This is a genomic window from Mycobacterium sp. B14F4 (genome assembly GCF_039871645.1).
Classification (GTDB): Bacteria; Actinomycetota; Actinomycetes; order Mycobacteriales; family Mycobacteriaceae; genus Mycobacterium.
Window position 1 is genome coordinate 18009 of record NZ_JBDPMF010000006.1, and the last position, 23033, is coordinate 41041.

The following is a 23033-nucleotide window of genomic DNA, read 5'->3' on the forward strand; positions in this document are numbered from 1 at the left end:
CGATGTGGGTAACGCTGGTGCACAGCGGCGCCATCGCGCGGGTCACCGACCGGGGTGCGGCCACGCGCTATCCCGTGGCCGTCGGCTGTCGGCCGTCCATCATCACCGCGGGTCCCGACGGAGCGCTCTGGTTCACCCGCACCGGCGACGACCGCATCGGCCGGATCACCACGGCGGGAGAGTTGACCGACTTCGCTCTGCCGGACGGAAGCGGACCGTACGGCATCACCGCGGGGCCGGACGGTGCGTTGTGGTTCACGGCGATGACGTCCGGGGAGATCGGCAGGATGACCGTCGACGGCGAGCTGTCCGGCACACATCCGGTCGGCGGAGCGCCGGCGATGATCGCCACCGGACCGGACAACGCGCTGTGGTTCACGTTGAATCAGGCCAACGCGGTCGGCAGGCTGTCGCCGTCGGGGCGCGTGACGATACGTGAATTGGGAACGCCCGCATCGGGTCCCGTCGGTATCACCGCGACCCACGACGACGCGGTCTGGTTCACCGAGGTCCAGGCCGAACGGCTGGGTCGCATCCCGATGGACGACGCGATCCAGGAGATCGACCTGCCCGGCAAGCCGCACGCCGTGATCGCCGACCCCGACGACGGCGTCTGGGTGAGCCTGTGGGGATCGAGCCAGCTGGCCCGGGTCAGCGGCGACGGTGAGATCGTGACGATCGACCTTCCGGCGGGCAGCGAACCGCACGGGCTGGCCGTCGACGCCCACGGTGCCGTCTGGGTTGCGCTGGAAGCGGGCCACGTGTTGCGCATGCCGTCGTGAGCAGTGTCCGAAATGAGAAGTTTCTGGACACCTGTACGGCGTCGCATCGTCGCGGGGTAGGTTCCGATTCGGTGCGTCGACGAGGTGTGGCGCCCGGGAAGGGCATGGCGGTGACGGTTGGGAGTGTGCTGCGGCGAGGCGGCACCGTGTTCGCGATCGGCGTGGTGATGAGCGGACTGCTCGCCGAACGGGCCGCCGCCCAACCCGAACCCGAGCCCGTCGTCGCCGATGCGCCCGCGGCGCCCGCGGAGGTGCCACCACTGCCGGAGGGCGCGCCGCCACCACCGTCTCCGCCCGACGGCGCCGTCGAGTCCACCCCGCCCGCCGTCACCGACACGCCCGACGGCTGGAAGCTGACGCTGTCGGCCAAGGACGAGACCCAGGCCCCGATACCGCCGCTGACCACTGCGCTGTCGTCGCGCGAGTACGTGGTCGGCGGCACGTACAACGGCTCGCTGGTCGGACCCGATGAGGGCGAACCGCCCCAGGGCACCCTCGAGGTGGGCTACGAAATCGGCTGCGGCATCGACATGAGCACATCGAACGGTGTGTCGCTGACCGGCACCGCGGGCATCAACCCGTCGATCGGGGTGATCGGCACCGACATCATCTCGCCCCTTCCCGAGGGGATCCTTCCGGGCATCGGCGGCAACCTCGGCGGCGGCATCACCGTCGGCCTGAAACCCGGTCTCATCAACGTGGTCCCGGTGACCAAGAAGGAGTACACCGGCGCCGAGCCCTGGGTGATGGTGAGCAACTTCCGGGTGAAGATCGACGGCTGCGTCGGGGAGTCGTTCATCCGCTCGTATGCGTTCCTCAGCAGGTCCACCGAGATGTCGGATGCCGTGCTGGCCTGGTACGGCGTGACCAAGAAGATCTGATCAGTCGAAGCGCTTGAAGCAGCGCTCCGTGTCGCCGAGCACCCCGACGCGGAACGCGTCGATGCGGGAGAAACCCGACGGGACGGATTCGCCGTTGACGTCGCTGGCCGCCAGACCGTTGATGAGGATCCCGGACACCGCCTCGTCCAGATCGCCCGCGGTCAGCGCGACCGTATTGCCGTCCGGTGTCACGACTCTCTGCGACATCTTGGTGGTCGCGACCCCGGTCAGGCATGCGGTCCGCAGCGCCGCCTCCGCGTTGTCGAGGAGTACACCGCCGCGTTCGTTCTGGATCGCCTGCATGTACCGCGACACCAGCACCGAGTAGGCGGTGTTGTCGCCGGTGGCCAGGCCGGTCGGATCGTCGAGGTCGGGCGGCGCGCCCATCACCTCCAGCTCGGCGAGGTCGACGGCGATGGTGTTGGTGGCCGGGCAGTAGGACACCGGCGGGCTCGGCCTGGCGTCCGGACAGTCGACCGGATCGAGGCTCAACGTCGGCGGGTCGGCCGGCTCGAACAGGATGTTCATCGCGTCGACGACCGCGCGTACCGACGTCTCGGTGACGGGCCATTCCCCGGTTTCGTTCTCCTCCAACAACACCGGCAGGTCGCCGCGGCGCTGGCCGATATCGCGCATGTCGATGGCGGCGCATGCGGCCGCGCCGTCGGTGAACCCGGATTGGAAGGCCGACAGCCGCTCGAAGGCCGAGCCGTGCTCGTCCACTCCGGCCTCGGGATCATCCGCGGCCAGCAGAGGGTCGCGGAACGCGATGACCGCGGCGAGTACGTTGTTGAGCCCGTCGCCGGTGGACAGCGTGAAGCGCGGCGATTCGTCCTCGGCCACCCACCGCATGTAGGAGCCGGCCATGCAATCGGCCTGCTGCTCGGACACCAGCGTCGGGGTGTCGTCATCGACCAGGCCCGCCTGCTCGGAGATCGAATGGCCGTACTCGTGAGCCAGCACCATCGTGACGCCCATCTCCCCGTGGTCCTGTTGCAGGCTCGGGAGCAACTCGCCGCGGTCCCAGCCGATGGTCTGGTCGTCATGGCAGTAGCCGGCGTTCACGACGCCGAAGGTGTCGCCGTCGCAGAAGCCGGCGTTGTCGAATCCGTTGGCGTCCCAGGAGATGAGTTCCTTGACGGCTGTGAACTCACCACCGAAGGCCTCGCCGAACGCGCCCCGCCAGTACTCCTCGATGTCGCTGATCGCTTGGCGGGCCAACTCGTCGGTCTGGCCCCCGTCGGTGCCCACCACCTCCCGCACCGGATCTTTCGCATCGGGCCGCAAACCCGTCGCCCCGTCGGTGGCGGGCATTCCGGCGACGCGAAACGGATCGGCGAACACCGAGACGGGTGTGCCCTGCAGCATCGTCGTGCAGGCGGTCATGAGCACCGCCGACGACATGGCGAGCACCGCGCCGAGACGGTGTCGTCGGGTCATGGACGCCGCCTTTCAGACGCGGCCGGGGTCGGCACGCGGGGAATTGCAGCCAGGATAGTGAAGACGATCAACGCGCGCGTAGACGTTCGAGGGCTTGGCGCACGCGACGTGAATCGGTCGTCGCCCAGAACGGGGGAAGCGAGGCGCGCAGGTATCCGCCGTAGCGCGCGGTCGCCATCCGGGAATCCAGCACCGCGACGACTCCGCGGTCGTCGACGCCGCGCAGCAACCGGCCGGCGCCCTGGGCGAGCAGCAGCGCGGCGTGGCTGGCGGCGACGGCCATGAAACCGTTGCCGCCGCGCGCGGCCACCGCGCGTTGTCGCGCCGTCAGCAACGGGTCGTCGGGCCGGGGGAACGGGATCCGGTCGATCAGCACGAGCGACAGCGACGGCCCCGGCACGTCGACGCCCTGCCACAGCGACAGCGTGCCGAACAACGACGTCTCGGGGTCCTCGGCGAACTGCCTGACCAACGCCGAGGTGGTGTCCTCGCCCTGGCAGAGCACCGGGGTGTCGAGTCGCTCGCGCATGATCTCGGTGGCCGTCTTGGCCGCGCGCATCGAGGAGAACAGGCCCAGCGTCCGGCCGCCCGCGGCGGTGATCAGCGCGGCGATCTCATCGAGTTGTTCCGCCGAACCCGTTCCGTCGCGGCCCGGCGGCGGCAGATGGGACGCGACGTAGAGGATCCCCGACTTGGCGTGCTCGAACGGCGAGCCGACGTCGATGCCGCGCCACCGGGGCCGCTCCGCCGGCGACGTCGCGTCCTGCGCGTCCTCGCGCTTCAACCCCCACGCCGCGGCCATCGCGTCGAACGTGCCGCCGATGGTCAGCGTCGCCGACGTCAGCACCGTCGTCGAGCGCTCGAAGAGCCTGGTGCGCAACAACCCTGCGACCGCGAGCGGAGCGACCCGCAGGACGGTGCGGACGTTGCCCCTGGTCTCCTCCCGGTCGACCCAGACGACGTCGGTCCGGTCCGGGATCGCCGGCACGAACGAGTCGATGACGCGCGACGCGGTGTCGGCGACGTCGGTCAGCGCGGTGACGGCTTCGGCGCGCGCGGACGCCGCCTTCGGTTCGCTGGGCGCGGTGTCGATGGCCGAGCGGACGCGGTGCGCGGCGTCGCGCACGGCGGTCAGGTAGGTCGCCAGCTCGTCGTCGAGCACGTCGATCCGGCCGGGTCGGGTGTCGTGGATCGCCGACGACAACGTCGCCGTCGCGGCGTCCAGCCGCTGCGCGAGTTCCTGGTCGACCAGCCGCGCGGCCCGGCGGTGCGCGACGCCCAACGACGTCGCCGAGAGCTCACCGGTGGCCACCGAAGTCACCCGGTCGACCAGTTCGTGCGCCTCGTCGACCACGAGCAGGCGGTGCTCGGGGAGCACGGCGGCGTCGGAGATCGCGTCGATGGCCAGCAGCGCGTGGTTGGTGACGATGACATCAGCGTGGCCGGCCTTGTCGCGGGCCTTCTCCGCGAAACAGTCGGTGCCGAACGGGCAGCGCGACACCCCGATGCACTCGCGCGCCGAGACGCTCACCTGAGACCAGGACCGGTCCGGCACGCCCGGTGTCAGCTCGTCACGATCGCCGGAGTCGGTGTCCGAGGACCAGGCGATGAGCCGCTGAATGTCACGGCCCAGCGCGCTGGCCGCGACCGGCTCGAAGAGCTCCTCCTGTGGCCGGTCGTCCGGTTCGGTCGCCGTCCCCCCCGAACTGCCGTTGTGAATCTTGTTTAGGCACAGGTAGTTTCCGCGACCCTTCAACAGGGCGAACTCCGGGCTGCGCGGTAACGCGTCGGTCAGCGACTGCGCCAGCCGCGGCAGGTCGCGGTCGACCAGTTGCCGTTGCAGCGCGATGGTCGCGGTGGACACCACGACGGGTTCGTCGGTCTCGACGGCCCGCGCGATCGCGGGCACCAGGTAGGCCAGCGACTTGCCGGTCCCGGTGCCTGCCTGCACCGCGAGATGCTCGCGCGTGTCGAAGGCGTGCGCCACGGCCTCGGCCATCTCGAGCTGACCGGGGCGCTCGCTGCCGCCGAGCCCGGCGACCGCCGTGGCCAGCAATTGGGTGATGTCGGACGTGGTGTGCCCCCTACGCGCCGGGCGGGATCATCCGCGTGGGGATCGCCGGCTCACCGCGCGACAGTTTCAGGCCGTCCCACGGCAGGCTGGTCAGCCCGTCCTTGACGCGCCTGCGGGCGGCGTCGAGGTCGTCGGCGTCGACCGGTTCGCCATCGCGGATCAGCGGCACCATGAGCGGGCGCGCGGTCAGGCCGTCGTGGTCGGCGGGCGCCGCGCCGTAGGGGTGGACGACTTCCTCGACGATGGTGCCGCCGGTCCCTGCCGATTCGCGGGCCAGCCGCAGCGCCTGCTTGCGACCGCCGTGCGACTGCTTGTGGCTGCTGCGCTTCTCCACCGGGACGCCGTCGACCTCGACCAGCTTGTAGACCATGCCCGCGGTCGGCGCGCCGCTGCCGGTTACCACCGAGGTGCCCACGCCGTAGCTGTCGACGGGTTCGGCCCGAAGCGCGGCGATGGCGTACTCGTCGAGGTCGCCGGACACCACGATGCGGGTCTTCGTCGCGCCCAGACCGTCGAGTTGCGCGCGGACCTCGCGGGTGAGCACGCCGAGATCCCCGGAGTCGATGCGGACCGCACCGAGGTCGGCCCCGGCCACCTCGACGGCGGCCGCCACGCCCGCGGTGATGTCGTAGGTGTCGACCAGCAGCGTGGTGTCCACGCCCAGCGCGTCGACCTGGGCGCGGAACGCCGCCTTCTCGTCCGGACGGTCCTGCGTGGTGTGCAGCAGCGTGAACGCATGCGCGCTGGTGCCCAGGGCCGGCACACCGTAGCGGCGCTGCGCCTCCAGATTCGACGTCCCGGTGAAGCCCGCGATGTAGGCGGCGCGCGCCGCGTCGACGGCTGCCCGCTCGTGCGTGCGCCGCGAGCCCATCTCGATCAGCGGCCGTCCTTCTGCGGCGTAGGCCATGCGGGCGGCCGCCGAGGCGATCGCGCTGTCGTGGTTGAAGATCGACAACACCAGGGTCTCCAGCACCACACATTCGGCGAACGTGCCGGTAACGGAGACGATCGGCGAGCCGGGGAAGTACAGCTCACCTTCGGCGTAACCCTCGACATCGCCGCCGAACCGGTATCCGGACAGGTAACTCAGCGTTTCGTGGTCCAGAAAGCCGGCCAGCAGCGACAGCATCGTATCGTCGAAAGTGAACTGCGCCAACGCTTCCACACACCGCGCGGTTCCCGCCACCACGCCGTATCGGCGGCCGTCGGGTAGCCGGCGCGCGAACACCTCGAAGGTGGTGCGCCGGTGCGCGGTGCCGTCGCGCAGGGCGGCCGCGAGCATCGTCAGCTCGTACTTGTCGGTGAGCAGGGCCGTGGATGCGGCGTTCACACCGCAACCGTAGTAGTTCGAAGCCCCGGTTACGTGTTGGCTATCCTGAACAACATGGTTACGCCGGCGAAGACTCGACCGGGAACCCGCGAGGAGCGGGACGTCAAGGAAGTTGGCGCCACGGACACGCCCTGGGTGACCATCGTCTGGGACGACCCGGTGAACCTCATGACCTACGTGACCTACGTCTTCCAGAAACTGTTCGGCTACAGCGAGCCGCAGGCGACCAAGCTCATGCTCCAGGTGCACAACGAGGGCAAGGCGGTGGTCTCCGCGGGCAGTCGCGAGTCGATGGAGGTCGACGTGTCGAAACTCCATGCCGCCGGTCTGTGGGCGACCATGCAGCAGGACCGCTGACGGTCACGTGCGTAAGTGGAAGCGGGTGGAAACGGCTGACGGCCCGCGTTTTCGGTCCGCCCTCGCCCCGCACGAGGCGGCGCTGCTGCAGAGCCTGGCCACGTCACTGGTGGGAATGCTCGACGAGCGTGAATCGTCCACGCCCGCAGACGAACTCGAACAGATCACCGGTATGCGCACCGGCAGTTCGAGCCCTCCCGACGACGACACGCTGAAGCGGCTGCTGCCCGACTTCTACCGGCCGCAGACCGACCATCCGGCGGGGTCGGGCACCGCCGAAAGCCTCAACAGCGCGCTGCGCAGCCTTCACGAGCCGTCGATCATCGACGCCAAACGCGAAGCGGCGCAACGACTCCTCGCCACCATGCCGGCCGAGGGCGGCAAATTCGAGCTGACCGAGAGCGACGCGCACGAATGGGCGGCCTCGGTCAACGACATGCGGTTGGCGCTGGGCACCATGCTCGGCATCGCCCCGGACGGGCCCGACGATCTGCCACCGGATCATCCGATGTCCGGGCACCTGGACGTCTACCAGTGGCTGACCGTGCTGCAGGAGTACCTGGTGCTCGGTCTGATGGGAAAGTCGCGGTAAGAAATGGGTTCGATCACCGACGTCGGCGGTATTCGCGTCGGCCAACACCACCGCCTCGACCCCGACGTGGCCCTCGGGTCCGGATGGGCGAGCGGCACCACGGTCGTGCTGACGCCGCCGGGGACCGTGGGCGGCGTCGACGGCAGGGGCGGGGCGCCCGGCACCCGCGAGACCGATCTGCTCGACCCGATCAACTCGGTGCGCCACGTCGACGCGGTGACGCTGACCGGAGGCAGCGCGTTCGGGCTCGCCGCGGCCGACGGGGTGATGCGCTGGCTCGAGGAGCAGGGCCGCGGTGTCGCGCTGGAGGGCGGGGTGGTGCCGATCGTGCCCGCCGCGGTGGTCTACGACCTGCCGGTCGGCGGCTGGCAGTGCCGGCCGACGGCCGAGTTCGGGTATATCGCCGCACAGGCTGCGGGCACGGAGGTGGCGATCGGCACCGTGGGTGCGGGCACCGGCGCGCGCGTCGGCGTCCTCAAGGGCGGCGTCGGGACGGCGTCGACGATGCTTTCGAGCGGGGTGACGGTCGGCGCGCTGGTCGTCGTCAACGCCGCCGGTGACGCCGTCGACCCCGCGACCGGGCTGCCGTGGCTGGCCTACCAGATCGAGGAGTTCGGCCTGGTGCCGCCGCCCGCCGCTCAGATCGCCGCCTACGCCGACCGGCACATCGAGTTCAGCCCGCTCAACACGACGATCGCCGTGGTCGCCACCGACGCCGCGCTGAGCCCCGCCGGCTGTCGCCGGGTCGCGGTCGCCGCCCACGACGGCCTGGCGCGCACCATCCGGCCGTGCCACACCCCGCTCGACGGCGATACGGTGTTCGCGCTGGCCACCGGTGCGGTCGAGGTCGCGCCGGACCCGACGACACCGGCGTCGATGTCGCCGGAGGTGCCGCTGATCACCCAGGTCGGCGCCGCCGCCGCGGACTGCCTGGCCCGCGCCGTGATGGTGGGTGTGCTGGCCGCTGACTCGGTGGCCGGAATACCCACCTACCGCTACATGTTGCCCGGAGCGTTCGAATGAACCCGCGAAACCGCATCCCAGCCGGGGTGCACTCGACATTTCGCTGCTGGAATACAGTTTCGACGCGGTATGAGGAGGCGTGAAGCAGTGCTGGTGATCCGGGGCGATCTGGTCGACGCGATGGTCGCCCACGCCCGCGCCGACCAACCCGATGAGGCGTGCGGGATCATTGCCGGTCCCGAGGGATCGGACCGTCCGGAGCGCTTCATCGAGATGGTCAACGCCGAGCGCTCGCCGACGTTCTACCGCTTCGACTCCGGCGAGCAGCTCAAGGTGTGGCGGGCGATGGAACAAGCCGACGAGGCCCCGGTCGTGATCTACCACTCGCACACCGCCACCGAGGCATACCCCAGCCGCACCGACATCTCGTATGCGTCCGAGCCGGACGCCCACTACGTACTGGTGTCGACGCGCGATCCCGACGAGCACGAGCTACGCAGCTACCGCATCGTCGACGGCGTCGTCACCGAGGAACCCATCAAGATCGTCGAGCAGTACTAGAAAGGCCCAGACCATGCCAGTCACCGTCTCGATCCCGACCATCCTGCGCACCCACACCGGCGGGGAGAAGCGCGTCACCGCCGATGGTGCGACCCTCGGCGCCGTGATCAGCGACCTGGAGACGAACTACTCCGGCATCTCCGAGCGCCTGATGGACGCCAACAATCCGGGCAAGCTGAACCGCTTCGTCAACATCTACGTCAACGACGAGGACGTGCGGTTCTCCGGCGGGCTGGACACCGCGGTCTCCGAAGGTGACTCGGTGACGATCCTTCCCGCCGTCGCAGGAGGGTGAGTGGGCGGCGGATGACGCGTTACGACTCGCTTCTGCAGGCCCTCGGCAACACCCCGCTGGTCGGCCTGCAGCGACTGTCGCCGCGGTGGGACGACGGCCCCGCTCCCGATGGCGCACCTCACGTGCGGTTGTGGGCCAAGCTCGAGGACCGCAACCCTACCGGCTCCATCAAGGACCGACCGGCACTGCGGATGATCGAGGACGCCGAACGGCAGGGCCTGCTGCAGCCCGGCGCGACGATCCTCGAGCCGACGAGCGGCAACACCGGGATCTCGCTCGCGATGGCGGCCCTGCTCAAGGGCTACCAGATGATCTGCGTGATGCCGGAGAACACCTCGATCGAGCGACGACAGCTGCTCGAGCTCTACGGCGCGCGCATCATCTACTCGGCCGCCGAAGGTGGCTCGAACACCGCCGTCGCCCACGCGAAAGAGCTTGCGCGGCAGAACCCGTCGTGGGTCATGCTCTATCAGTACGGCAACGAGGCCAACGCGCTGGCGCATTACGAGGGCACCGGCCCGGAGCTGCTGGCCGATCTACCGGAGATCACCCATTTCGTCGCGGGCCTCGGCACCACCGGCACCCTGATGGGCACCGGACGGTATCTGCGCGAGCACAAACCGGGCGTGCAGATCGTCGCCGCCGAGCCGCGCTACGGCGAGGGCGTGTACGCGCTGCGCAACCTCGACGAGGGGTTCGTCCCCGAGTTGTACGACCCGGACGTGTTGACCACGCGCTATTCCGTCGGCTCGTACGACGCGATCAAGCGCACCCGCGAACTGGTTCAGGTCGAGGGCATCTTCGCCGGAATCTCCAGCGGCGCGATCCTGCACGCGGCGCTGGGTGTGGCGGCGAAGGCGGTCAAGGCCGGCGAGCAGGCCGACATCGCCTTCGTGGTCTGCGACGCCGGTTGGAAGTATCTGTCGACCGGCGCCTACGCCGGTAGCCTGGATGACGCCGAAGACGCGTTGGAAGGCCAGCTATGGGCATGACGGGCACGGGGGGCTATCCGGGGGTGGCCGGATCCCCACCGCCGAAGAAGCGGCCCGCGTGGATGGTCGGCGGCGTCACCGTCCTGTCGTTCGTCGTGCTGCTGTACGTCATCGAGATCGTCGACTCGCTGTCGAGTCATCGGCTCGACGACAACGGCATCCGGCCGCTGGAGACCGACGGTCTTATCGGCGTGTTGTTCTCGCCGCTGCTGCACTCGAACTGGGATCACTTGGTGGCCAACACCGTTCCGTTGCTCGTGCTCGGTTTCCTGATGACGTTGGCCGGTTTGTCGCGGTTCATCTTCGCGACGGCGATCGTCTGGATCCTGGGCGGCCTCGGCACCTGGCTGATCGGCAACGTCGGCGCGCACTGCCCGTACGTCGGCGTCCGGTGCGAGACCAACCACATCGGTGCGTCGGGCCTGATCTTCGGATGGCTGGCGTTCCTCATCGTGTTCGGTTTCTTCACCCGCAAGGTGTGGGAGATCGTCGTCGGCATCGTCGTGCTGCTGGTGTACGGCAGTGTTCTGCTCGGCGTGCTGCCCGGCACGCCGGGGGTGTCGTGGCAGGGCCATCTGAGCGGGGCAGTCGCGGGCGTCATCGCGGCGTACCTGCTCTCCGCGCCGGAGCGCAAGGCGCGTGAGCGACGCAAGGCCGCAGCACCGAACCCGTATCTCACATCGTGACGGGGGCTTCCGGAGGCAGCGGCCTCCCCGTCGGCATCTTCGATTCCGGGGTCGGCGGGCTCACGGTCGCGCGCGCGATCATCGACCAGTTACCCGACGAGGACATCGTCTACGTCGGCGACACCGGCAACGGGCCCTACGGCCCGTTGACCATCCCGGAGATCCGCAGGCACGCCCTGGCGATCGGTGACGATCTCGTCGAGCGCGGCGTCAAGGCATTGGTGATCGCCTGCAACTCCGCCTCGTCGGCATGCCTGCGCGACGCGCGCGAACGCTACGCGCCGGTGCCCGTCGTCGAGGTGATCCTGCCCGCGGTGCGCCGGGCCGTGGCCACCACCCGCAACGGCAGGATCGGCGTCATCGGCACCGAGGCGACGATCGCGTCGGGCGCCTACCAGGACGCGTTCGCGGCGGCGCGCGACACCGAGGTGATCGGCGTGGCGTGCCCACGGTTCGTCGACTTCGTCGAGCGCGGCGTGACCAGCGGTCGCCAGGTTCTCGGACTGGCCGAGGGCTACCTCGAGCCGCTGCAGCGCGCCGAGGTCGACACGCTGGTTCTGGGCTGCACGCACTACCCGATGCTGTCGGGTCTGATCCAGCTGGCGATGGGCGATCACGTGACGTTGGTGTCGAGCGCGGAGGAGACGGCCAAGGACTTGCTGCGGGTGCTCACCGAACTTGATCTGCTGCATCCGCACGACGGTTCACCGGCGCGGCGGGTGTTCGAAGCGACCGGCGATCCTGAGGCCTTCACCACACTCGCGGCCCGCTTCCTCGGTCCGTCGCTCGACGGCGTTCGACCTGTTCAGCGTCACGTCGGCGCGGGGAAGTGAATTTCCGCAAGAATGAGGGCGCAAACGTGCGATGTTTTCGTCACAGGGATAGCGGGCATGGCAAGCTAGTGAGCGTGCGAATCACCGTGCTCGGTTGCTCCGGCAGTGTTGTCGGGCCGGATTCGCCGGCGTCCGGGTACCTGGTCACCGCTCCGGACACGCCCCCGTTGGTGCTCGATTTCGGTGGCGGAGTGCTGGGCGCACTGCAGCGTCACGCCGACCCGAACGACGTCTACGTGTTGCTGTCGCATCTGCATGCCGACCACTGCCTCGATCTGCCGGGGCTGTTCGTGTGGCGGCGCTACCACCCGTCGCCGGCCCAAGGCCGCGCGGTGATGTACGGGCCCGCCAACACGTGGGCCCGCCTCGGTGCGGCGTCCTCCCCCGAGGGCGGGGAGGTCGACGACTTCTCCGACATCTTCGAGATCCGGCACTGGGTCGACACCGAGGCCGTCGATATCGGTTCGCTCACCATCACCCCGAAACTCGTTTGCCACCCGACCGAGTCGTACGGCATGCGGATCACCGACCCCGACGGCGCCACCCTGGTCTACAGCGGTGACACCGGATACTGCGACGCGTTGATCGACCTCGCCCGCGACGCCGACGTGTTCCTCTGCGAGGCATCGTGGACCCACTCGCCGGACCGACCGCCGCGGCTGCACCTGTCGGGTACCGAGGCCGGCCGGGCCGCCAAACAGGCCGGCGTCAAGGAACTTCTGCTGACCCACATCCCGCCGTGGACCTCACGCGAGGACGTCATCAGCGAGGCCAAGGCCGAGTTCGACGGTCCGGTGCACGCGGTGGTGTGCAACGAGACGTTCGACGTCACGCGCTCCTGAACCGCGCCTGATTTGCCGGCTCGGCCGGCGTGTCCCGAACACCCGATAGGGTTGGCCCGTGTCCACACGAGAAGACGGCCGACTCGACGACGAGCTGAGACCGGTCCGCATCACCCGCGGGTTCACCTCCCATCCCGCCGGCTCCGTGCTGGTGGAGTTCGGCGAGACCAGGGTCATGTGCACCGCCAGCGTCACCGAAGGGGTGCCCCGCTGGCGCAAGGGCTCGGGCCAGGGCTGGCTGACGGCGGAGTACGCGATGCTGCCCGCCGCCACGCACGATCGGTCCGACCGCGAGTCGGTCAAGGGCCGGGTGGGCGGTCGCACCCAGGAGATCAGCCGGCTGGTCGGCCGGTCGCTGCGGGCGTGCATCGATCTCGGGGCGCTGGGGGAGAACACCATTGCGGTCGACTGCGACGTGCTGCAGGCCGACGGCGGAACGCGCACGGCCGCGATCACCGGCGCCTATGTCGCGCTGGCCGACGCGGTGACCTACCTGTCGGCCGCGGGCAAGCTGTCGGATCCGCGGCCGCTGTCCTGTGCGATCGCCGCCGTGAGCGTCGGCGTGGTCGACGGCCGCATCCGCGTCGACCTGCCCTACACCGAGGACTCACGTGCCGAGGTCGACATGAACGTCGTCGCCACCGACACCGGGACGCTCGTCGAGATTCAGGGCACCGGTGAGGGCGCGACGTTCCCGCGCTCGACGCTGGACAAGATGCTCGACGCCGCCATGGGCGCCTGCGAGACCATCTTCGAGATCCAGCGCGAGGCTTTGGAGTTGCCGTATCCCGGCGTGCTGCCGGAGCCGAAGGAACCGCCCAAGAAGTCGTTCGGAAGCTGACCGGTGAGGTTCCTCGTCGTCGGGTTTTCGTTGGCGCTCACCGGCTGCGGACTGTTCTCCGGGGACGCTGACTCCGTACCCCGTTTCGCCAGCAGCTCGGCGATCCAGCGCGCCCTCGGCGCAGCAGGCATCACATGCCACACCTATCAGTCCGTGCCCAAGGAAGATCGCGAGTCGGGGATGGGCGCTGCCGCTGATGTCGGTGAGTGCGAAATCGACGACGAGACACCCAAATTGGTCATTTGGAGCGACAAGCGCCAGCAGGACGACTGGGCGGACACGAGCAAGCAGATCGGCTGCACGATGGGTGAGGGGTACGGCGTCTCGACTCTCGACTACGTCGCCGGCGACCGCTGGTCCATCTCGGATACCTCCGAGAAGCTCGCCACCAAGCTCGCAGACGCCGTCGGCGGCCAAGCCGTGCACGTCGAATGCGAAGGAGGGTGACCGACCTGCTGGTGGCCAGCCGCAACCGCAAGAAGCTGGCCGAGTTGCACCGTGTGCTCGACGCCGCAGGCGTGTCGGGGGTGACGTTGCTGTCGCTCGACGACGTGCCGCCGTTCGAGGAAGCGCCGGAGACCGGGGCGACGTTCGAGGAGAACGCGTTGGCCAAGGCGCGGGACGCGCACCGGGCCACCGGGTTGGCGGTCGTGGCCGACGACTCCGGACTCGAGGTCGACGCCCTCAACAAGATGCCGGGTGTGCTCTCGGCGCGGTGGTCGGGGTATCACGGACAGGACGCCGCCAACACCGCGCTGCTGCTCGCGCAACTGCGCGACGTGCCCGACTCACGGCGCGGGGCGGCGTTCGTCTCGGCCTGCGCGCTGGTGTACGACGCGGGCGGCGCCCGCAAAGAGGTTGTCGTGCGGGGGGAGTGGCCGGGCAGCATCGTCCGCGAGCCCCGGGGCTCCCGCGGATTCGGCTACGACCCGGTGTTCCTGCCCGATGGGTCGACGCGCACGGCCGCCGAGCTCAGCCCCGCCGAGAAGGACGCGGCGTCGCATCGGGGACGAGCGCTGACGGCCCTGCTGCCCGCGCTGCGCGCCCTCGCCTGACGCTGCGCCGAGCGTCGGAAAAGTGACGACTTTCGGCCCGATTCCGTCATAGATCCGACTCTCGGCGACGGCGTCCCCCGACCTCCGCGAATTTTCGATAGACAACCTAATGGGTACTATCCCCGGGTGCGAGGTCGAGAGCTGGCGGTGGCGCGGCACCCGGCCGTGCTCGTCGCGGTGCTCGCCGCCGCGGGCATCAGCGTCTCGCTCATGCAGACGCTCATCATCCCGTTGATCCCTGCGCTGCCCACCCTGCTGGACACCAGTTCGGCAAATGCGTCGTGGACGATCACGGCGACGTTGCTCACCGCCGCGGTGGCGACGCCGGTCTTCGGGCGGCTCGGCGACATGTACGGACCGAAGCCGATCCTGATCGCCTGTGCCGCACTGTTGACGCTCGGCTCACTGCTGGCCGCCACGACGAGCGCGCTGCTGCCGCTCATCGTCGGCCGGGGTCTGCAGGGCTTCGGGCTGCCGATCATCCCGCTGGGCATCAGCGTGCTCCGTTCCGCCATCCCGGCCGAGAAGGTCGGCAGCGCAATGGGTTTGATGAGCTCGTCGCTCGGTGTCGGCGGTGCGCTGGGGCTGCCGCTGTCGGCGGTCATCGCGGAGAGATTCGACTGGCACATGCTGTTCTGGGTGTCGGCGGGCCTGGGCGCCGCGGGGGTCCTTGTCTTCTCGCTGTTGGTGCCGAGCATCCCCGCCCGCTCGGCCGACCGGCTGGACCCGATCGGCACGCTGGGGCTGGCGGTGGGGTTGGTCGCGCTGCTGCTGGCGATTTCGAAGGGCTCCGGATGGGGCTGGACGAGCGGAATCACGCTGGGCTTGCTCGGCGGGTCGCTGATCGTCTTCGCGTTGTTCGGGTGGTGGCAACTGCGGGTGGCGTCGCCGACGGTCGACCTGCGCACGACGGTGCGGCGGCCGGTGCTGACGACGAACGTCGCGTCGATCGCGGTGGGGTTCTCGTTGTTCGCGATGTCGTTGATCGCCCCGCAGATCCTCGAACTGCCCACCGAGACGGGGTACGGCCTCGGTCAGTCGATGCTGCACACGGGTCTGTGGATGGCCCCCGGCGGCCTGGCGATGATGCTGTCGTCGCCGATAGCGGCGCGGGTGGCCGGCGTCCGAGGGCCGCGGTTCACACTGATCGTCGGCTCGACGATGGTAGCGGGCGGCTACCTGGCCGGGCTGTGGCTGATGAACAGCGCCTGGCAGTTGTGCATGTTCAATGTCCTGGTCAGCGTCGGCGTCGGGTTCGCGTTCTCGTCGCTGCCCGCCTTGATCAACGCGGCCGTCCCGGTGTCGGAGACGGCAGCGGCCAACGGCATCAACGCGCTCGCGCGGTCCTTGGGCACGTCGATCTCGAGCGCGGTGATCGGCGCGGTGCTCGCGGCGATGACGATCACCGTGGCGGGTGAGCAGGTGCCGTCGCTGGCGGGGCTGCGCGCGGCGCTGCTCATCGCGGCGGGCGCCGCCGTCGTCGCTGCGCTCATCGCGCTGGCCATTCCGAAGGCGGCCGACGACGCGGCCGGCGACCCGGAGGCCGATCTGGCGCTGGCTACAGGTCGTAGCGGCCCTTGATCTCCTTGGTCTGAACCTGCTCGACAATGATGCCGACGAGCGGGATGGTGCCCGCCAGCAGCACCCCGATCGTCTTGCCGATCGGCCAGCGCACCTTGACCGCGAGGTTGGCGGTGAAGAGCAGGTAAATGAAGTACACCCAGCCGTGGACGACGGCGATCCAGTTCAGGCCCTCCACGCCGTAGACGTACTTCATCACCATCTCGTAGCACAGCGCGATGAGCCAGATGCCCGTCGTCCAGGCCAGCACGCGGTAGCCGAGAAGCGCTTTACGGATGTTCTCGGCGGAGGTGGTCTGTGGTTCGGTCATTGGGCGGGGTGTTCCTTGTCTTTCTCCGCGAGCTCGGCCAGATAGGCGTTGTACTCGCGTAGTGCGGGGTCGTCATCGGGTTGGTTTGCAGCGCGCGGCTTTTCGGGCAGGAGGCCTTCGGGGATCTCGGTCACGGTGCCGCGCGTGACCGGCTCGGGCGGCGCGTCCTCGTAGCGGACGAACTTGTAGTAGGCGTACACGACGAAGCCGGCGAACAGCGGCCACTGCAGGGCGTAGCCGAGGTTCTGGAAGCTTCCGGAGGCCGATTCGAAGCGGGTCCACTGCCACCAGGCCAGCGCGAGGCAGCCCGCGGCGCCGACGATCGCCAGGGCGATGAGCGCCGGTCTCCTACGCCGTGTAGTGGACACCATCCAACGGTACCGCGATACCCTAGGGACGCTCACGCGCGAGTGGCGGAACGGCAGACGCGATGGTTTTAGGTGCCATTGTCCTATGGACGTGGGGGTTCAAATCCCCCCTCGCGCACTCATTCCAGTCGCCGACTTCTGCACCAGGGTCGTGATTCTCGACAGTCAACAGCCCTGGTGCAGAAATCGCGGTCAGTTGCGCTTCGCGAAGTACTTCTGCCCGTCACCGGGGATTCGGCCGAAGCCCATCTTCAACAGCGGCGCAAGCACTTTCACGGGCAAGGCCATCGCCGTCTTCGGTTCGATCGCCAACACCCACGTGAACCGCGTCGCCTCACCGTCGGGCTCCACGATGTACTGCTCAGCGAAGCGTCTGAACATCGGCAGCGTGGACTCGTAGACGTAGAAAGAGTGGCTGCGCCCCTCGTCCCACTGGAAGTAGCGCTCGCGCATCGTCGCACCGCCGGGAGCCACCACGTCGCGGGTGGTGCCGACACCAAACGGCCGCGGCGACGTCCACGTCACCTTCTTGATCGACGGCCCCCACGCCGCCAGCGAGTCATCGGAGGTCAGTGAGTCCCACACCTGTTCAGGTGTGGCGGCGTAGCGCTTCTCGTAGCGGAAGACGTGCGGGGCGGTGGTCAGGAAGTCAGCGTCGGCGGGTTCGAGCGGATACCAGCGGGCCATAGCTGGACATCATTGCAGCAATGGCCGCTACTGGTCCCTGCTCTGCATCCCGAAGCAGACCAGGCTCGCGACGAAGCTGAACGTCGCCACCGCTCCGGACACGGCGGCCAGGGCAGCGTCGGCCGCACCCCAGCTGGCCAAGCACACCGCGACGGCGATGATCGCCGTGAAGATCAGGAACAGTCCTGTCGTGGCAACCGCCTCGGTGGTCGGGTTCTCGGCGGGGGCGAGGGCCTGCTCGCGCATCGACGTCTCCTACGGGCTGACGGAAATCTGATGCGCAGTTTCTGCCCGTTATTGACGAGCTTGAAACGCACCCCCGCAAATCGTCGGGTACTTAGCCGACTTTTCGAATCGTGGAGCCGTTTCGCTCGGCCAGCGATCGCAACTGCCGCAGCGCGAACTGGCGGGCTCGACCCGTCTTCGGAATGAAGATGCCGGCCCATACGCCTTCGGCGCCTGGCGTCTGGCACGCCTCCTGAGCGCACAGCCACCGGCGCGGGCATGCTCGGCAGAGTTCCTTGGCGCCTTCGTCGGCGGTGACGGCCCACCGGTCCGGGTCCTGCGTGCAGGCGCCCAGTGGCGTCTCGTCGAGCGCCAGAGGGAGCGCCGGTACCGGGCCGACTGCGGCGGCCGGCCGATCGCGGCGACGCGCGCCGGTCGGCGCCGGACGCGTCGTCCGTGGACTCGGTGGTCCGTCCCCTGCCATCTGCGTCTCCTCCCGATCAAGCCCTCAAGCGATCGCCGGCCGGAGAGCTCGACAATACGCTTGTATCGGTTTTTAACGATACAGATGTTTTTGGCTACTGTGGGATCGTGTCAAGCTTCACCTGCGGGAATTGATGGCGGCCACGCCGCCGGAACCGTCCGACGGACGCACAACGTCGAGCGTCGACCGGATTCGGAACGCGGCGCTGAGGTGCTTCGCGTCCCGCGGCGCATCGGCGACGTCGTTGCGGATGGTGGCCGCCGAAGCGGGGGTTTCCCTCGGAATGGTGCAGCATCATTTCACGACCAAGGCCGGGCTGATCCGAGCCGTCGACGACTACGTGCTGGCCGTGGTTAGCGAGACGCTGGCGCAACCCATCCCAGAACCGCCCGCCGACTCCATCGCCGACTTCGGCGGCCGTGTGACGCGGCTCATCGCCGCGCACCCCGATGCCGTCGGCTACGTCGGGCGTGCCCTCACCGATGGCAGTGCGCTGGGCAGCCAGCTGTTCGATGAGCTGGTTGAGATCGGCGCACAGCGCTGGAAGGCGCGCGAGAAGCACGGGTTGACGCGCCCCGACCTCGATCCGATTTGGGGCGTGCTCAACCCGCTCGTGTTGGCGCTCGGCACCTGGGTGTTGCGGACGCACATCGAACGACATCTGCCCGAGCCCCTCGCCACGCCGGCGCAGCTTCAGCGGTGGCGAGCCGCGGTCGACGCGCTGGTGCGCGACGGGCAGCTCCGGCACCGGCCCGGCCGCGACGCGGGGGATACCTGACGCGCCCAGGTCACGGACCTACGCCGACCCTTTTCCGGTATGTCGTCGGCGTCTCGCCGCTGAACTGGGTGAACGCCCGCGTGAACGAACTGAGGCTGTCGAAGCCGACCGCCGACGAGGTCTCCTGCACTGACTGGCCCGGCGCGGCGAGCAACGCCATCGCCCGCAGCATCCGCGCATGCAACAGGTATGTGCGCCAAGGCAATCCGATGTTGTCCTGAAACAGTCGCCGCAGGGTGCGCTCGGACACCGCCACCGCCCGACTCACCTCGTCGGCCGTGACGCCGTCGAGGTGCTCCTTGGTGTACGCCATCGCAGCGGAGACAATCGGATGCTCGCAGGTCGGCAGGCTCAGCGGCGCCTCATGGTCGAGCGCCTCGGACACCAGGTTGGCCAGCGTCCGAAAGAAGGCGTCCGACACTGTCTCGTCTTGGGCGTCACCTTCGCCTCGATCGATCGGCCACCGCAGCGCATAGATCATCATCTCGCGGATCAGGGGCGAGACCGCGAGGATGCGTGCGCGGTCGCCGGCCTCCGGGATCAGTTGCGGGTCGAACATCACCGCGACGGTCTTGACGTCCGGGTTCATCGTGGCTTGATGTTCCAGGCCGACCGGAATCCACGCGGCCTGCTGCGGGGGCAACAGGTAGTGCGCCGACGCCGTCTCGACCTCCACCACGCCGCCGATCGCGTACTCGATCTGATGGACCTCGTGCGAGTGCCAGCCGGTGATCAACCCGTCGCCCTCGTAGAGGTAGCTGCCGCCGAGCGCGCGTCCGCCGCGGCGCAGTTCGATGACGCGGCCCGAACGGGACGGATCGATGTTGGCCGATTCGGCTAAACCTCTGTCCGAAAGCGCAGAGCCGGTCACGTCTGTAGACGGTACTACTTGAGACATGGATATCGACGACCTCATCCTCGTGAGCATCGACGACCATGTCGTGGAGCCGCCCGACATGTTCCTGCGCCACGTGCCGGGCAAGTACAAGGACGAGGCGCCGATCGTGGTCACCGACGACAAGGGCGTCGACCAGTGGATGTACCAGGGCAGGCCCCAGGGCGTCAGCGGGCTCAACGCGGTGGTGTCGTGGCCGGCCGAGGAGTGGGGCCGCGATCCGGCCGGCTTCGCCGAGATGCGGCCCGGTGTGTACGACGTCCATGAGCGGGTCCGCGACATGAACCGCAACGGCATCCTGGCGTCGATGTGCTTCCCCACCTTCACCGGTTTCTCCGCGCGGCATCTCAACACGCACCGCGAAGAGGCGACGCTGGTCATGGTGTCGGCCTACAACGACTGGCACATCGACGAATGGGCCGGATCGTATCCGGACCGCTTCATCCCGATCGCGATCCTGCCGACCTGGAACCCCGAGGCGATGTGTCACGAGATTCGACGCGTCGCCGCCAAGGGCTGCCGCGCGGTCACGATGCCGGAACTGCCGCATCTGGAGGGGCTTCCGAGCTACCACGACGACGAGTACTGGGGCCCGGTGTTCCGCACGCTCTCGGAGGAGAACGTGGTGATGTGCCTGCACATCGGTACGGGCTTCGGCGCGATCAGCATGGCGCCCAACGCCCCGATCGACAACCTGATCATCCTGGCCACCCAGGTGTCGGCGATGTGCGCACAGGACCTGTTGTGGGGGCCGGCGATGCGCAACTACCCGGACCTGAAATTCGCGTTCTCCGAAGGTGGTATCGGCTGGATCCCGTTCTATCTCGACCGCAGCGACCGCCACTACACGAACCAGAGGTGGTTGCGCCGCGACTTCGGCGACAAGCTGCCCAGTGACGTCTTCCGCGAACATTCGCTGGCCTGCTACGTCACCGACAAGACGTCGCTGAAACTGCGTCACGAGATCGGCATCGACATCATCGCCTGGGAGTGCGACTACCCGCACTCCGACTGCTTCTGGCCCGATGCGCCCGAACAGGTGATGGCCGAACTCACCGCTGCCGGTGCCGACGACAGCGACATCAACAAGATCACCTGGGCCAACGCCTGCAACTTTTTCAGCTGGGACCCGTTCGCGCGGACACCGCGTGCGGAGGCCACGGTCGGGGCGTTGCGCGCCAAGGCAACCGACGTCGACGTCTCCATCCGCCCACGCAAGGAATGGGCCCGGCTCTACGAGCAGAAGCAGCTCGCCCAAGCCTGATCGCCGGCTCGCGGCGTCGTCCGCGACCTCACCACATCAGGCCACGGACCATCTCGGCCTGCGGGATGTCCTCCACTGCGATCAGCCCGGCCGGGGCGCGGCACACCCAGTCGATCGCGTTGACCACACGGGCGGCGGTCGAGACACATCCCGCCTCGGTGACATCCAGCAACGGATGGGACAGCAGCGTGCTCATCTCGACGCGCGGCTCGCCCTCGACGATCACCTTGTGTACACCCGAATGGCCCTCGGGCGGGTACTCCCAATCCGGCGCGGCCGCGGGCGTGAGCCGCGTGGTGTGCTCGACGGTGATGGTCGGGACTCCGCCCCGCATACCTTCGGCCGCGAACCGCACGCCTGCGAGCCGACCGGGCTCGACCGTCAGCATCCTGCATTCGATGCGCCGGTCGGTGTACCACGGCTCGTAGCGCTGGCGGACCTCGTCGAGTTCGACGCCCAAATGGTGAGCGAGATTGCGCACCAGACCGCCGAACATCGACGTGATGACACCGGGCTGGAACGCCATCGGCAGGTCGTCGTCGGGTGCCGTGCCGAACCCCATTGCGGTACCGGTGTATTCGTAGTCGTCGTAGTTGCCGTAGTCGAAAACCTCCTGGACGGTGATCGACTTCGCGCGGGTCACCAGGCTGAGCGCGGCGAGCACCGCGGTGTCACCCGAGTAGCCCGGGTCGATACCGTTGACGTAGAGCGAGGAACCGCCCGCAGCGCAGGCCTTTTCGAGTGGCGCCCGCAGCCAGTCGTCGGCTTGCCTGGGCGTCACCAGCCACACCATCGACGTGCCGACCACATTGATCCCCGCGGCGAGGAACTTCGACATCTCCTCGATCGCCTCCATCGGCCGCGTCTCGCCCAGCGCGGTGTAGACGACGCAATCCGGTTTCAGCGCGATCAGCGAGTCGATGTCGTCGGTTGCTATGACCCCCGACGGTTCAGTCAGCCCGCACAGTTCGGACGCGTCGCGCCCGACCTTGTCGGGGTTGGCGGCGTGCACACCGACCAGTTCCATATCCGGACGCCCGATGATCGCCCGCAGTGAATGCTGTCCGACATTGCCGGTGGAGAATTGGATGACCTTGCGCATCGAGACCTCAGTAATCGGGGATCGGCAGCGGCGAGTTGTTCGAGTCGATTCCACCGTCGACGTGGAAGATCGCGTTGGTGGCGTAGCAGTCTCGAGTGCTCAGGTACACGCACAGTCGCCCGAGGTCCTCGACATTGCCCAGCCGGTGCAGGGGAGTGGCTTCGAGCATCTTCTCCAGAGACCCCGGCATCATGTCGAGGCTGCCCTGCAGCCCGTCGGTGGCGAAGGAGCCGAGCGCGATCGCGTTGACGCGGACCTTGGGTGACAACTCCTGCGCCATGGCGCGGGTGAGCGCCTCGAGGCCGCCTTTGGCGACGCAGTACGCCGTCAGTGCGCGAATACCGAATCGCGCTGAGCCCGAGGAGATGTTGACGATGGAGCCGTGGCCGGCCTCGATCATGTGCGGCGCGGCGAGCTGGCTCATGATGAAAGCCGATGTCACACACCAGTCGAAGGTGTGCCGGAAGTCCTCGTCGGTGATATCGAGGAATCGCGCATAGGTCGACCCGCCGACGTTGTTGATCAGGATGTCGATGCGGCCGAAGCGGTCCATCGCGGTGCCGACGACCCGCTCACCGTCGGGTCGGCTCATCGCGTCGGCGACCAGCGCGAGCCCCTTTCCGCCCGCCTCCTCGATCCCGGAGATCGTTCCGACGATGTCGGACTCGGTGCGCGCGGTGCCGACGACTGTCGCGCCGGCTTCGGCGAGAACTCGCGCAATGCCCTGGCCGACACCCTTTCCCGCGCCGGTGACGATTGCGACCTGCCCGTCCAGGTTGAACTGCTCCAACGCCATGGCTCTCCTCGTAGGTAAC

Annotated in this window: 28 protein-coding genes and 1 tRNA gene; 18 read left to right on the top strand and 11 right to left on the bottom strand. The window is 68.5% G+C overall.

The genetic code is table 11. The features are described from left to right. The first annotated feature begins 2 nt into the window (after positions 1 to 2). Positions 3 to 782, top strand: coding sequence for a virginiamycin B lyase (locus tag ABGB19_RS17470; protein ID WP_347687522.1), 780 nt, complete (start codon positions 3 to 5; stop codon positions 780 to 782). 104 nt (positions 783 to 886) lie between these two features. Continuing rightward, the gene (locus ABGB19_RS17475) at positions 887 to 1663 is read left to right on the top strand and encodes an MspA family porin (protein ID WP_347687523.1); all 777 of its coding nucleotides are present in this window, start codon (positions 887 to 889) and stop codon (positions 1661 to 1663) included. Here ABGB19_RS17475 and ABGB19_RS17480 read toward each other — a convergent pair whose 3' ends face one another. The 3 genes from ABGB19_RS17480 to ABGB19_RS17490 all read right to left on the bottom strand — a co-directional run bounded on the left by ABGB19_RS17480 (position 1664) and on the right by ABGB19_RS17490 (position 6507). Beyond that, complete coding sequence (locus tag ABGB19_RS17480) at positions 1664 to 3103, bottom strand: neutral zinc metallopeptidase (protein ID WP_347687246.1); 1440 nt, start codon at positions 3101 to 3103, stop codon at positions 1664 to 1666. Between the two features lie 67 nt (positions 3104 to 3170). Next, positions 3171 to 5168: an ATP-dependent DNA helicase gene (locus ABGB19_RS17485; protein WP_347687524.1), complete on the bottom strand. Its 1998-nt coding sequence runs from the start codon at positions 5166 to 5168 to the stop codon at positions 3171 to 3173. 19 nt (positions 5169 to 5187) lie between these two features. After that, positions 5188 to 6507: a nicotinate phosphoribosyltransferase gene (locus ABGB19_RS17490; protein ID WP_347687247.1), complete on the bottom strand. Its 1320-nt coding sequence runs from the start codon at positions 6505 to 6507 to the stop codon at positions 5188 to 5190. Between the two features lie 54 nt (positions 6508 to 6561). On the opposite strand from ABGB19_RS17490, the gene clpS reads away from it, so the two are divergent. The 13 genes from clpS (at position 6562) to ABGB19_RS17555 (ending at position 16105) form a co-directional block, all read left to right on the top strand. Then, complete coding sequence (gene clpS / locus ABGB19_RS17495) at positions 6562 to 6864, top strand: ATP-dependent Clp protease adapter ClpS (RefSeq protein ID WP_347687248.1); 303 nt, start codon at positions 6562 to 6564, stop codon at positions 6862 to 6864. Between the two features lie 7 nt (positions 6865 to 6871). Continuing rightward, positions 6872 to 7456: a DUF2017 domain-containing protein gene (locus tag ABGB19_RS17500; RefSeq protein WP_347687249.1), complete on the top strand. Its 585-nt coding sequence runs from the start codon at positions 6872 to 6874 to the stop codon at positions 7454 to 7456. A 3-nt stretch (positions 7457 to 7459) separates the two neighbouring features. Beyond that, a complete protein-coding gene (locus tag ABGB19_RS17505) occupies positions 7460 to 8479 on the top strand; it encodes a P1 family peptidase (protein WP_347687250.1) in 1020 nt (339 codons plus the stop codon). A gap of 69 nt (positions 8480 to 8548) precedes the next feature. Beyond that, a complete protein-coding gene (locus ABGB19_RS17510) occupies positions 8549 to 8980 on the top strand; it encodes a M67 family metallopeptidase (RefSeq protein ID WP_347687251.1) in 432 nt (143 codons plus the stop codon). A gap of 13 nt (positions 8981 to 8993) precedes the next feature. Continuing rightward, positions 8994 to 9275 carry a MoaD/ThiS family protein gene (locus tag ABGB19_RS17515; RefSeq protein WP_347687252.1) on the top strand — a complete coding sequence of 94 codons (282 nt, stop codon included), beginning with the start codon at positions 8994 to 8996 and terminating at the stop codon, positions 9273 to 9275. A gap of 11 nt (positions 9276 to 9286) precedes the next feature. Then, entirely contained in the window at positions 9287 to 10267 is a 981-nt protein-coding gene (locus ABGB19_RS17520; protein WP_347687253.1) for a cysteine synthase, read from the top strand. Next, the gene (locus ABGB19_RS17525; RefSeq protein ID WP_347687254.1) at positions 10258 to 10953 is read left to right on the top strand and encodes a rhomboid family intramembrane serine protease; all 696 of its coding nucleotides are present in this window, start codon (positions 10258 to 10260) and stop codon (positions 10951 to 10953) included. Before ABGB19_RS17520 ends, ABGB19_RS17525 begins: the two co-directional genes overlap by 10 nt. Beyond that, entirely contained in the window at positions 10950 to 11786 is an 837-nt protein-coding gene (murI, locus tag ABGB19_RS17530; RefSeq protein ID WP_347687255.1) for a glutamate racemase, read from the top strand. Before ABGB19_RS17525 ends, murI begins: the two co-directional genes overlap by 4 nt. Before the next feature lie 68 nt (positions 11787 to 11854). Next, entirely contained in the window at positions 11855 to 12628 is a 774-nt protein-coding gene (locus ABGB19_RS17535) for a cyclic nucleotide-degrading phosphodiesterase (protein WP_347687256.1), read from the top strand. A 58-nt stretch (positions 12629 to 12686) separates the two neighbouring features. After that, positions 12687 to 13469: a ribonuclease PH gene (gene rph / locus ABGB19_RS17540; RefSeq protein ID WP_347687257.1), complete on the top strand. Its 783-nt coding sequence runs from the start codon at positions 12687 to 12689 to the stop codon at positions 13467 to 13469. Between the two features lie 3 nt (positions 13470 to 13472). Further along, positions 13473 to 13916: a hypothetical protein gene (locus tag ABGB19_RS17545; protein WP_347687258.1), complete on the top strand. Its 444-nt coding sequence runs from the start codon at positions 13473 to 13475 to the stop codon at positions 13914 to 13916. Next, on the top strand, positions 13901 to 14524 hold the full coding sequence (gene rdgB / locus ABGB19_RS17550; protein WP_347687259.1) for an RdgB/HAM1 family non-canonical purine NTP pyrophosphatase: 624 nt from the start codon (positions 13901 to 13903) through the stop codon (positions 14522 to 14524). Before ABGB19_RS17545 ends, rdgB begins: the two co-directional genes overlap by 16 nt. Before the next feature lie 126 nt (positions 14525 to 14650). After that, positions 14651 to 16105, top strand: a complete 1455-nt coding sequence (locus tag ABGB19_RS17555; RefSeq protein ID WP_347687260.1) for an MFS transporter — start codon at positions 14651 to 14653, stop codon at positions 16103 to 16105. On the opposite strand, the gene ABGB19_RS17560 is transcribed toward ABGB19_RS17555, so the two are convergent. Beyond that, positions 16083 to 16415 carry a DUF3817 domain-containing protein gene (locus tag ABGB19_RS17560; protein ID WP_347687261.1) on the bottom strand — a complete coding sequence of 111 codons (333 nt, stop codon included), beginning with the start codon at positions 16413 to 16415 and terminating at the stop codon, positions 16083 to 16085. The two genes, ABGB19_RS17555 and ABGB19_RS17560, sit on opposite strands and share 23 nt — an antisense overlap. Then, positions 16412 to 16783: a hypothetical protein gene (locus tag ABGB19_RS17565; RefSeq protein ID WP_347687262.1), complete on the bottom strand. Its 372-nt coding sequence runs from the start codon at positions 16781 to 16783 to the stop codon at positions 16412 to 16414. Before ABGB19_RS17565 ends, ABGB19_RS17560 begins: the two co-directional genes overlap by 4 nt. 36 nt (positions 16784 to 16819) lie before the next feature. On the opposite strand from ABGB19_RS17565, the gene ABGB19_RS17570 reads away from it, so the two are divergent. After that, positions 16820 to 16901, top strand: a tRNA-Leu gene (locus ABGB19_RS17570). Positions 16902 to 16975: 74 nt separating this feature from the next. Here ABGB19_RS17570 and ABGB19_RS17575 read toward each other — a convergent pair. The 3 genes from ABGB19_RS17575 to ABGB19_RS17585 form a co-directional block, all read right to left on the bottom strand. After that, complete coding sequence (locus tag ABGB19_RS17575; RefSeq protein WP_347687263.1) at positions 16976 to 17470, bottom strand: SRPBCC family protein; 495 nt, start codon at positions 17468 to 17470, stop codon at positions 16976 to 16978. Positions 17471 to 17497: 27 nt separating this feature from the next. Next, positions 17498 to 17716, bottom strand: coding sequence for a hypothetical protein (locus tag ABGB19_RS17580; RefSeq protein WP_347687264.1), 219 nt, complete (start codon positions 17714 to 17716; stop codon positions 17498 to 17500). 91 nt (positions 17717 to 17807) lie between these two features. After that, the gene (locus tag ABGB19_RS17585) at positions 17808 to 18071 is read right to left on the bottom strand and encodes a WhiB family transcriptional regulator (protein WP_347687525.1); all 264 of its coding nucleotides are present in this window, start codon (positions 18069 to 18071) and stop codon (positions 17808 to 17810) included. A gap of 241 nt (positions 18072 to 18312) precedes the next feature. Between ABGB19_RS17585 and ABGB19_RS17590 the strand changes: the two genes are divergently transcribed. Continuing rightward, complete coding sequence (locus ABGB19_RS17590; protein WP_347687265.1) at positions 18313 to 18957, top strand: TetR/AcrR family transcriptional regulator; 645 nt, start codon at positions 18313 to 18315, stop codon at positions 18955 to 18957. 10 nt (positions 18958 to 18967) lie between these two features. Here ABGB19_RS17590 and ABGB19_RS17595 read toward each other — a convergent pair whose 3' ends face one another. Further along, positions 18968 to 19828 carry a helix-turn-helix transcriptional regulator gene (locus ABGB19_RS17595; protein ID WP_347687266.1) on the bottom strand — a complete coding sequence of 287 codons (861 nt, stop codon included), beginning with the start codon at positions 19826 to 19828 and terminating at the stop codon, positions 18968 to 18970. 25 nt (positions 19829 to 19853) lie between these two features. On the opposite strand from ABGB19_RS17595, the gene ABGB19_RS17600 reads away from it, so the two are divergent. Beyond that, positions 19854 to 21116: an amidohydrolase family protein gene (locus ABGB19_RS17600; RefSeq protein ID WP_347687267.1), complete on the top strand. Its 1263-nt coding sequence runs from the start codon at positions 19854 to 19856 to the stop codon at positions 21114 to 21116. 28 nt (positions 21117 to 21144) lie between these two features. On the opposite strand, the gene ABGB19_RS17605 is transcribed toward ABGB19_RS17600, so the two are convergent. Together ABGB19_RS17605 and ABGB19_RS17610 are read right to left on the bottom strand one after the other, a co-directional pair. Then, positions 21145 to 22218, bottom strand: a complete 1074-nt coding sequence (locus tag ABGB19_RS17605) for a dihydrodipicolinate reductase (protein ID WP_347687268.1) — start codon at positions 22216 to 22218, stop codon at positions 21145 to 21147. Positions 22219 to 22225: 7 nt separating this feature from the next. Continuing rightward, positions 22226 to 23014 (bottom strand): SDR family oxidoreductase, encoded by a 789-nt coding sequence (locus tag ABGB19_RS17610; RefSeq protein WP_347687269.1) that lies wholly within the window; start codon positions 23012 to 23014, stop codon positions 22226 to 22228. Positions 23015 to 23033: the final 19 nt, after the last annotated feature.

What these genes read in the sequence shown, in the direction of transcription:
- ABGB19_RS17515 (WP_347687252.1), top strand. Translation starts at nt 8,994, where the DNA reads ATGCCAGTCACCGTCTCGATCCCGACCATCCTGCGCACCCACACCGGC.
- ABGB19_RS17510 (WP_347687251.1), top strand. Translation starts at nt 8,549, where the DNA reads ATGAGGAGGCGTGAAGCAGTGCTGGTGATCCGGGGCGATCTGGTCGAC.
- ABGB19_RS17475 (WP_347687523.1), top strand. Translation starts at nt 887, where the DNA reads ATGGCGGTGACGGTTGGGAGTGTGCTGCGGCGAGGCGGCACCGTGTTC.
- ABGB19_RS17605 (WP_347687268.1), bottom strand. Translation starts at nt 22,218, where the DNA reads ATGCGCAAGGTCATCCAATTCTCCACCGGCAATGTCGGACAGCATTCA.
- clpS (WP_347687248.1), top strand. Translation starts at nt 6,562, where the DNA reads ATGGTTACGCCGGCGAAGACTCGACCGGGAACCCGCGAGGAGCGGGAC.
- rdgB (WP_347687259.1), top strand. Translation starts at nt 13,901, where the DNA reads ATGCGAAGGAGGGTGACCGACCTGCTGGTGGCCAGCCGCAACCGCAAG.
- ABGB19_RS17520 (WP_347687253.1), top strand. Translation starts at nt 9,287, where the DNA reads ATGACGCGTTACGACTCGCTTCTGCAGGCCCTCGGCAACACCCCGCTG.
- ABGB19_RS17480 (WP_347687246.1), bottom strand. Translation starts at nt 3,103, where the DNA reads ATGACCCGACGACACCGTCTCGGCGCGGTGCTCGCCATGTCGTCGGCG.
- ABGB19_RS17580 (WP_347687264.1), bottom strand. Translation starts at nt 17,716, where the DNA reads ATGCGCGAGCAGGCCCTCGCCCCCGCCGAGAACCCGACCACCGAGGCG.
- ABGB19_RS17575 (WP_347687263.1), bottom strand. Translation starts at nt 17,470, where the DNA reads ATGGCCCGCTGGTATCCGCTCGAACCCGCCGACGCTGACTTCCTGACC.
- ABGB19_RS17505 (WP_347687250.1), top strand. Translation starts at nt 7,460, where the DNA reads ATGGGTTCGATCACCGACGTCGGCGGTATTCGCGTCGGCCAACACCAC.
- ABGB19_RS17560 (WP_347687261.1), bottom strand. Translation starts at nt 16,415, where the DNA reads ATGACCGAACCACAGACCACCTCCGCCGAGAACATCCGTAAAGCGCTT.
- ABGB19_RS17610 (WP_347687269.1), bottom strand. Translation starts at nt 23,014, where the DNA reads ATGGCGTTGGAGCAGTTCAACCTGGACGGGCAGGTCGCAATCGTCACC.
- ABGB19_RS17525 (WP_347687254.1), top strand. Translation starts at nt 10,258, where the DNA reads ATGGGCATGACGGGCACGGGGGGCTATCCGGGGGTGGCCGGATCCCCA.
- ABGB19_RS17590 (WP_347687265.1), top strand. Translation starts at nt 18,313, where the DNA reads ATGGCGGCCACGCCGCCGGAACCGTCCGACGGACGCACAACGTCGAGC.
- ABGB19_RS17600 (WP_347687267.1), top strand. Translation starts at nt 19,854, where the DNA reads ATGGATATCGACGACCTCATCCTCGTGAGCATCGACGACCATGTCGTG.
- ABGB19_RS17470 (WP_347687522.1), top strand. Translation starts at nt 3, where the DNA reads ATGTGGGTAACGCTGGTGCACAGCGGCGCCATCGCGCGGGTCACCGAC.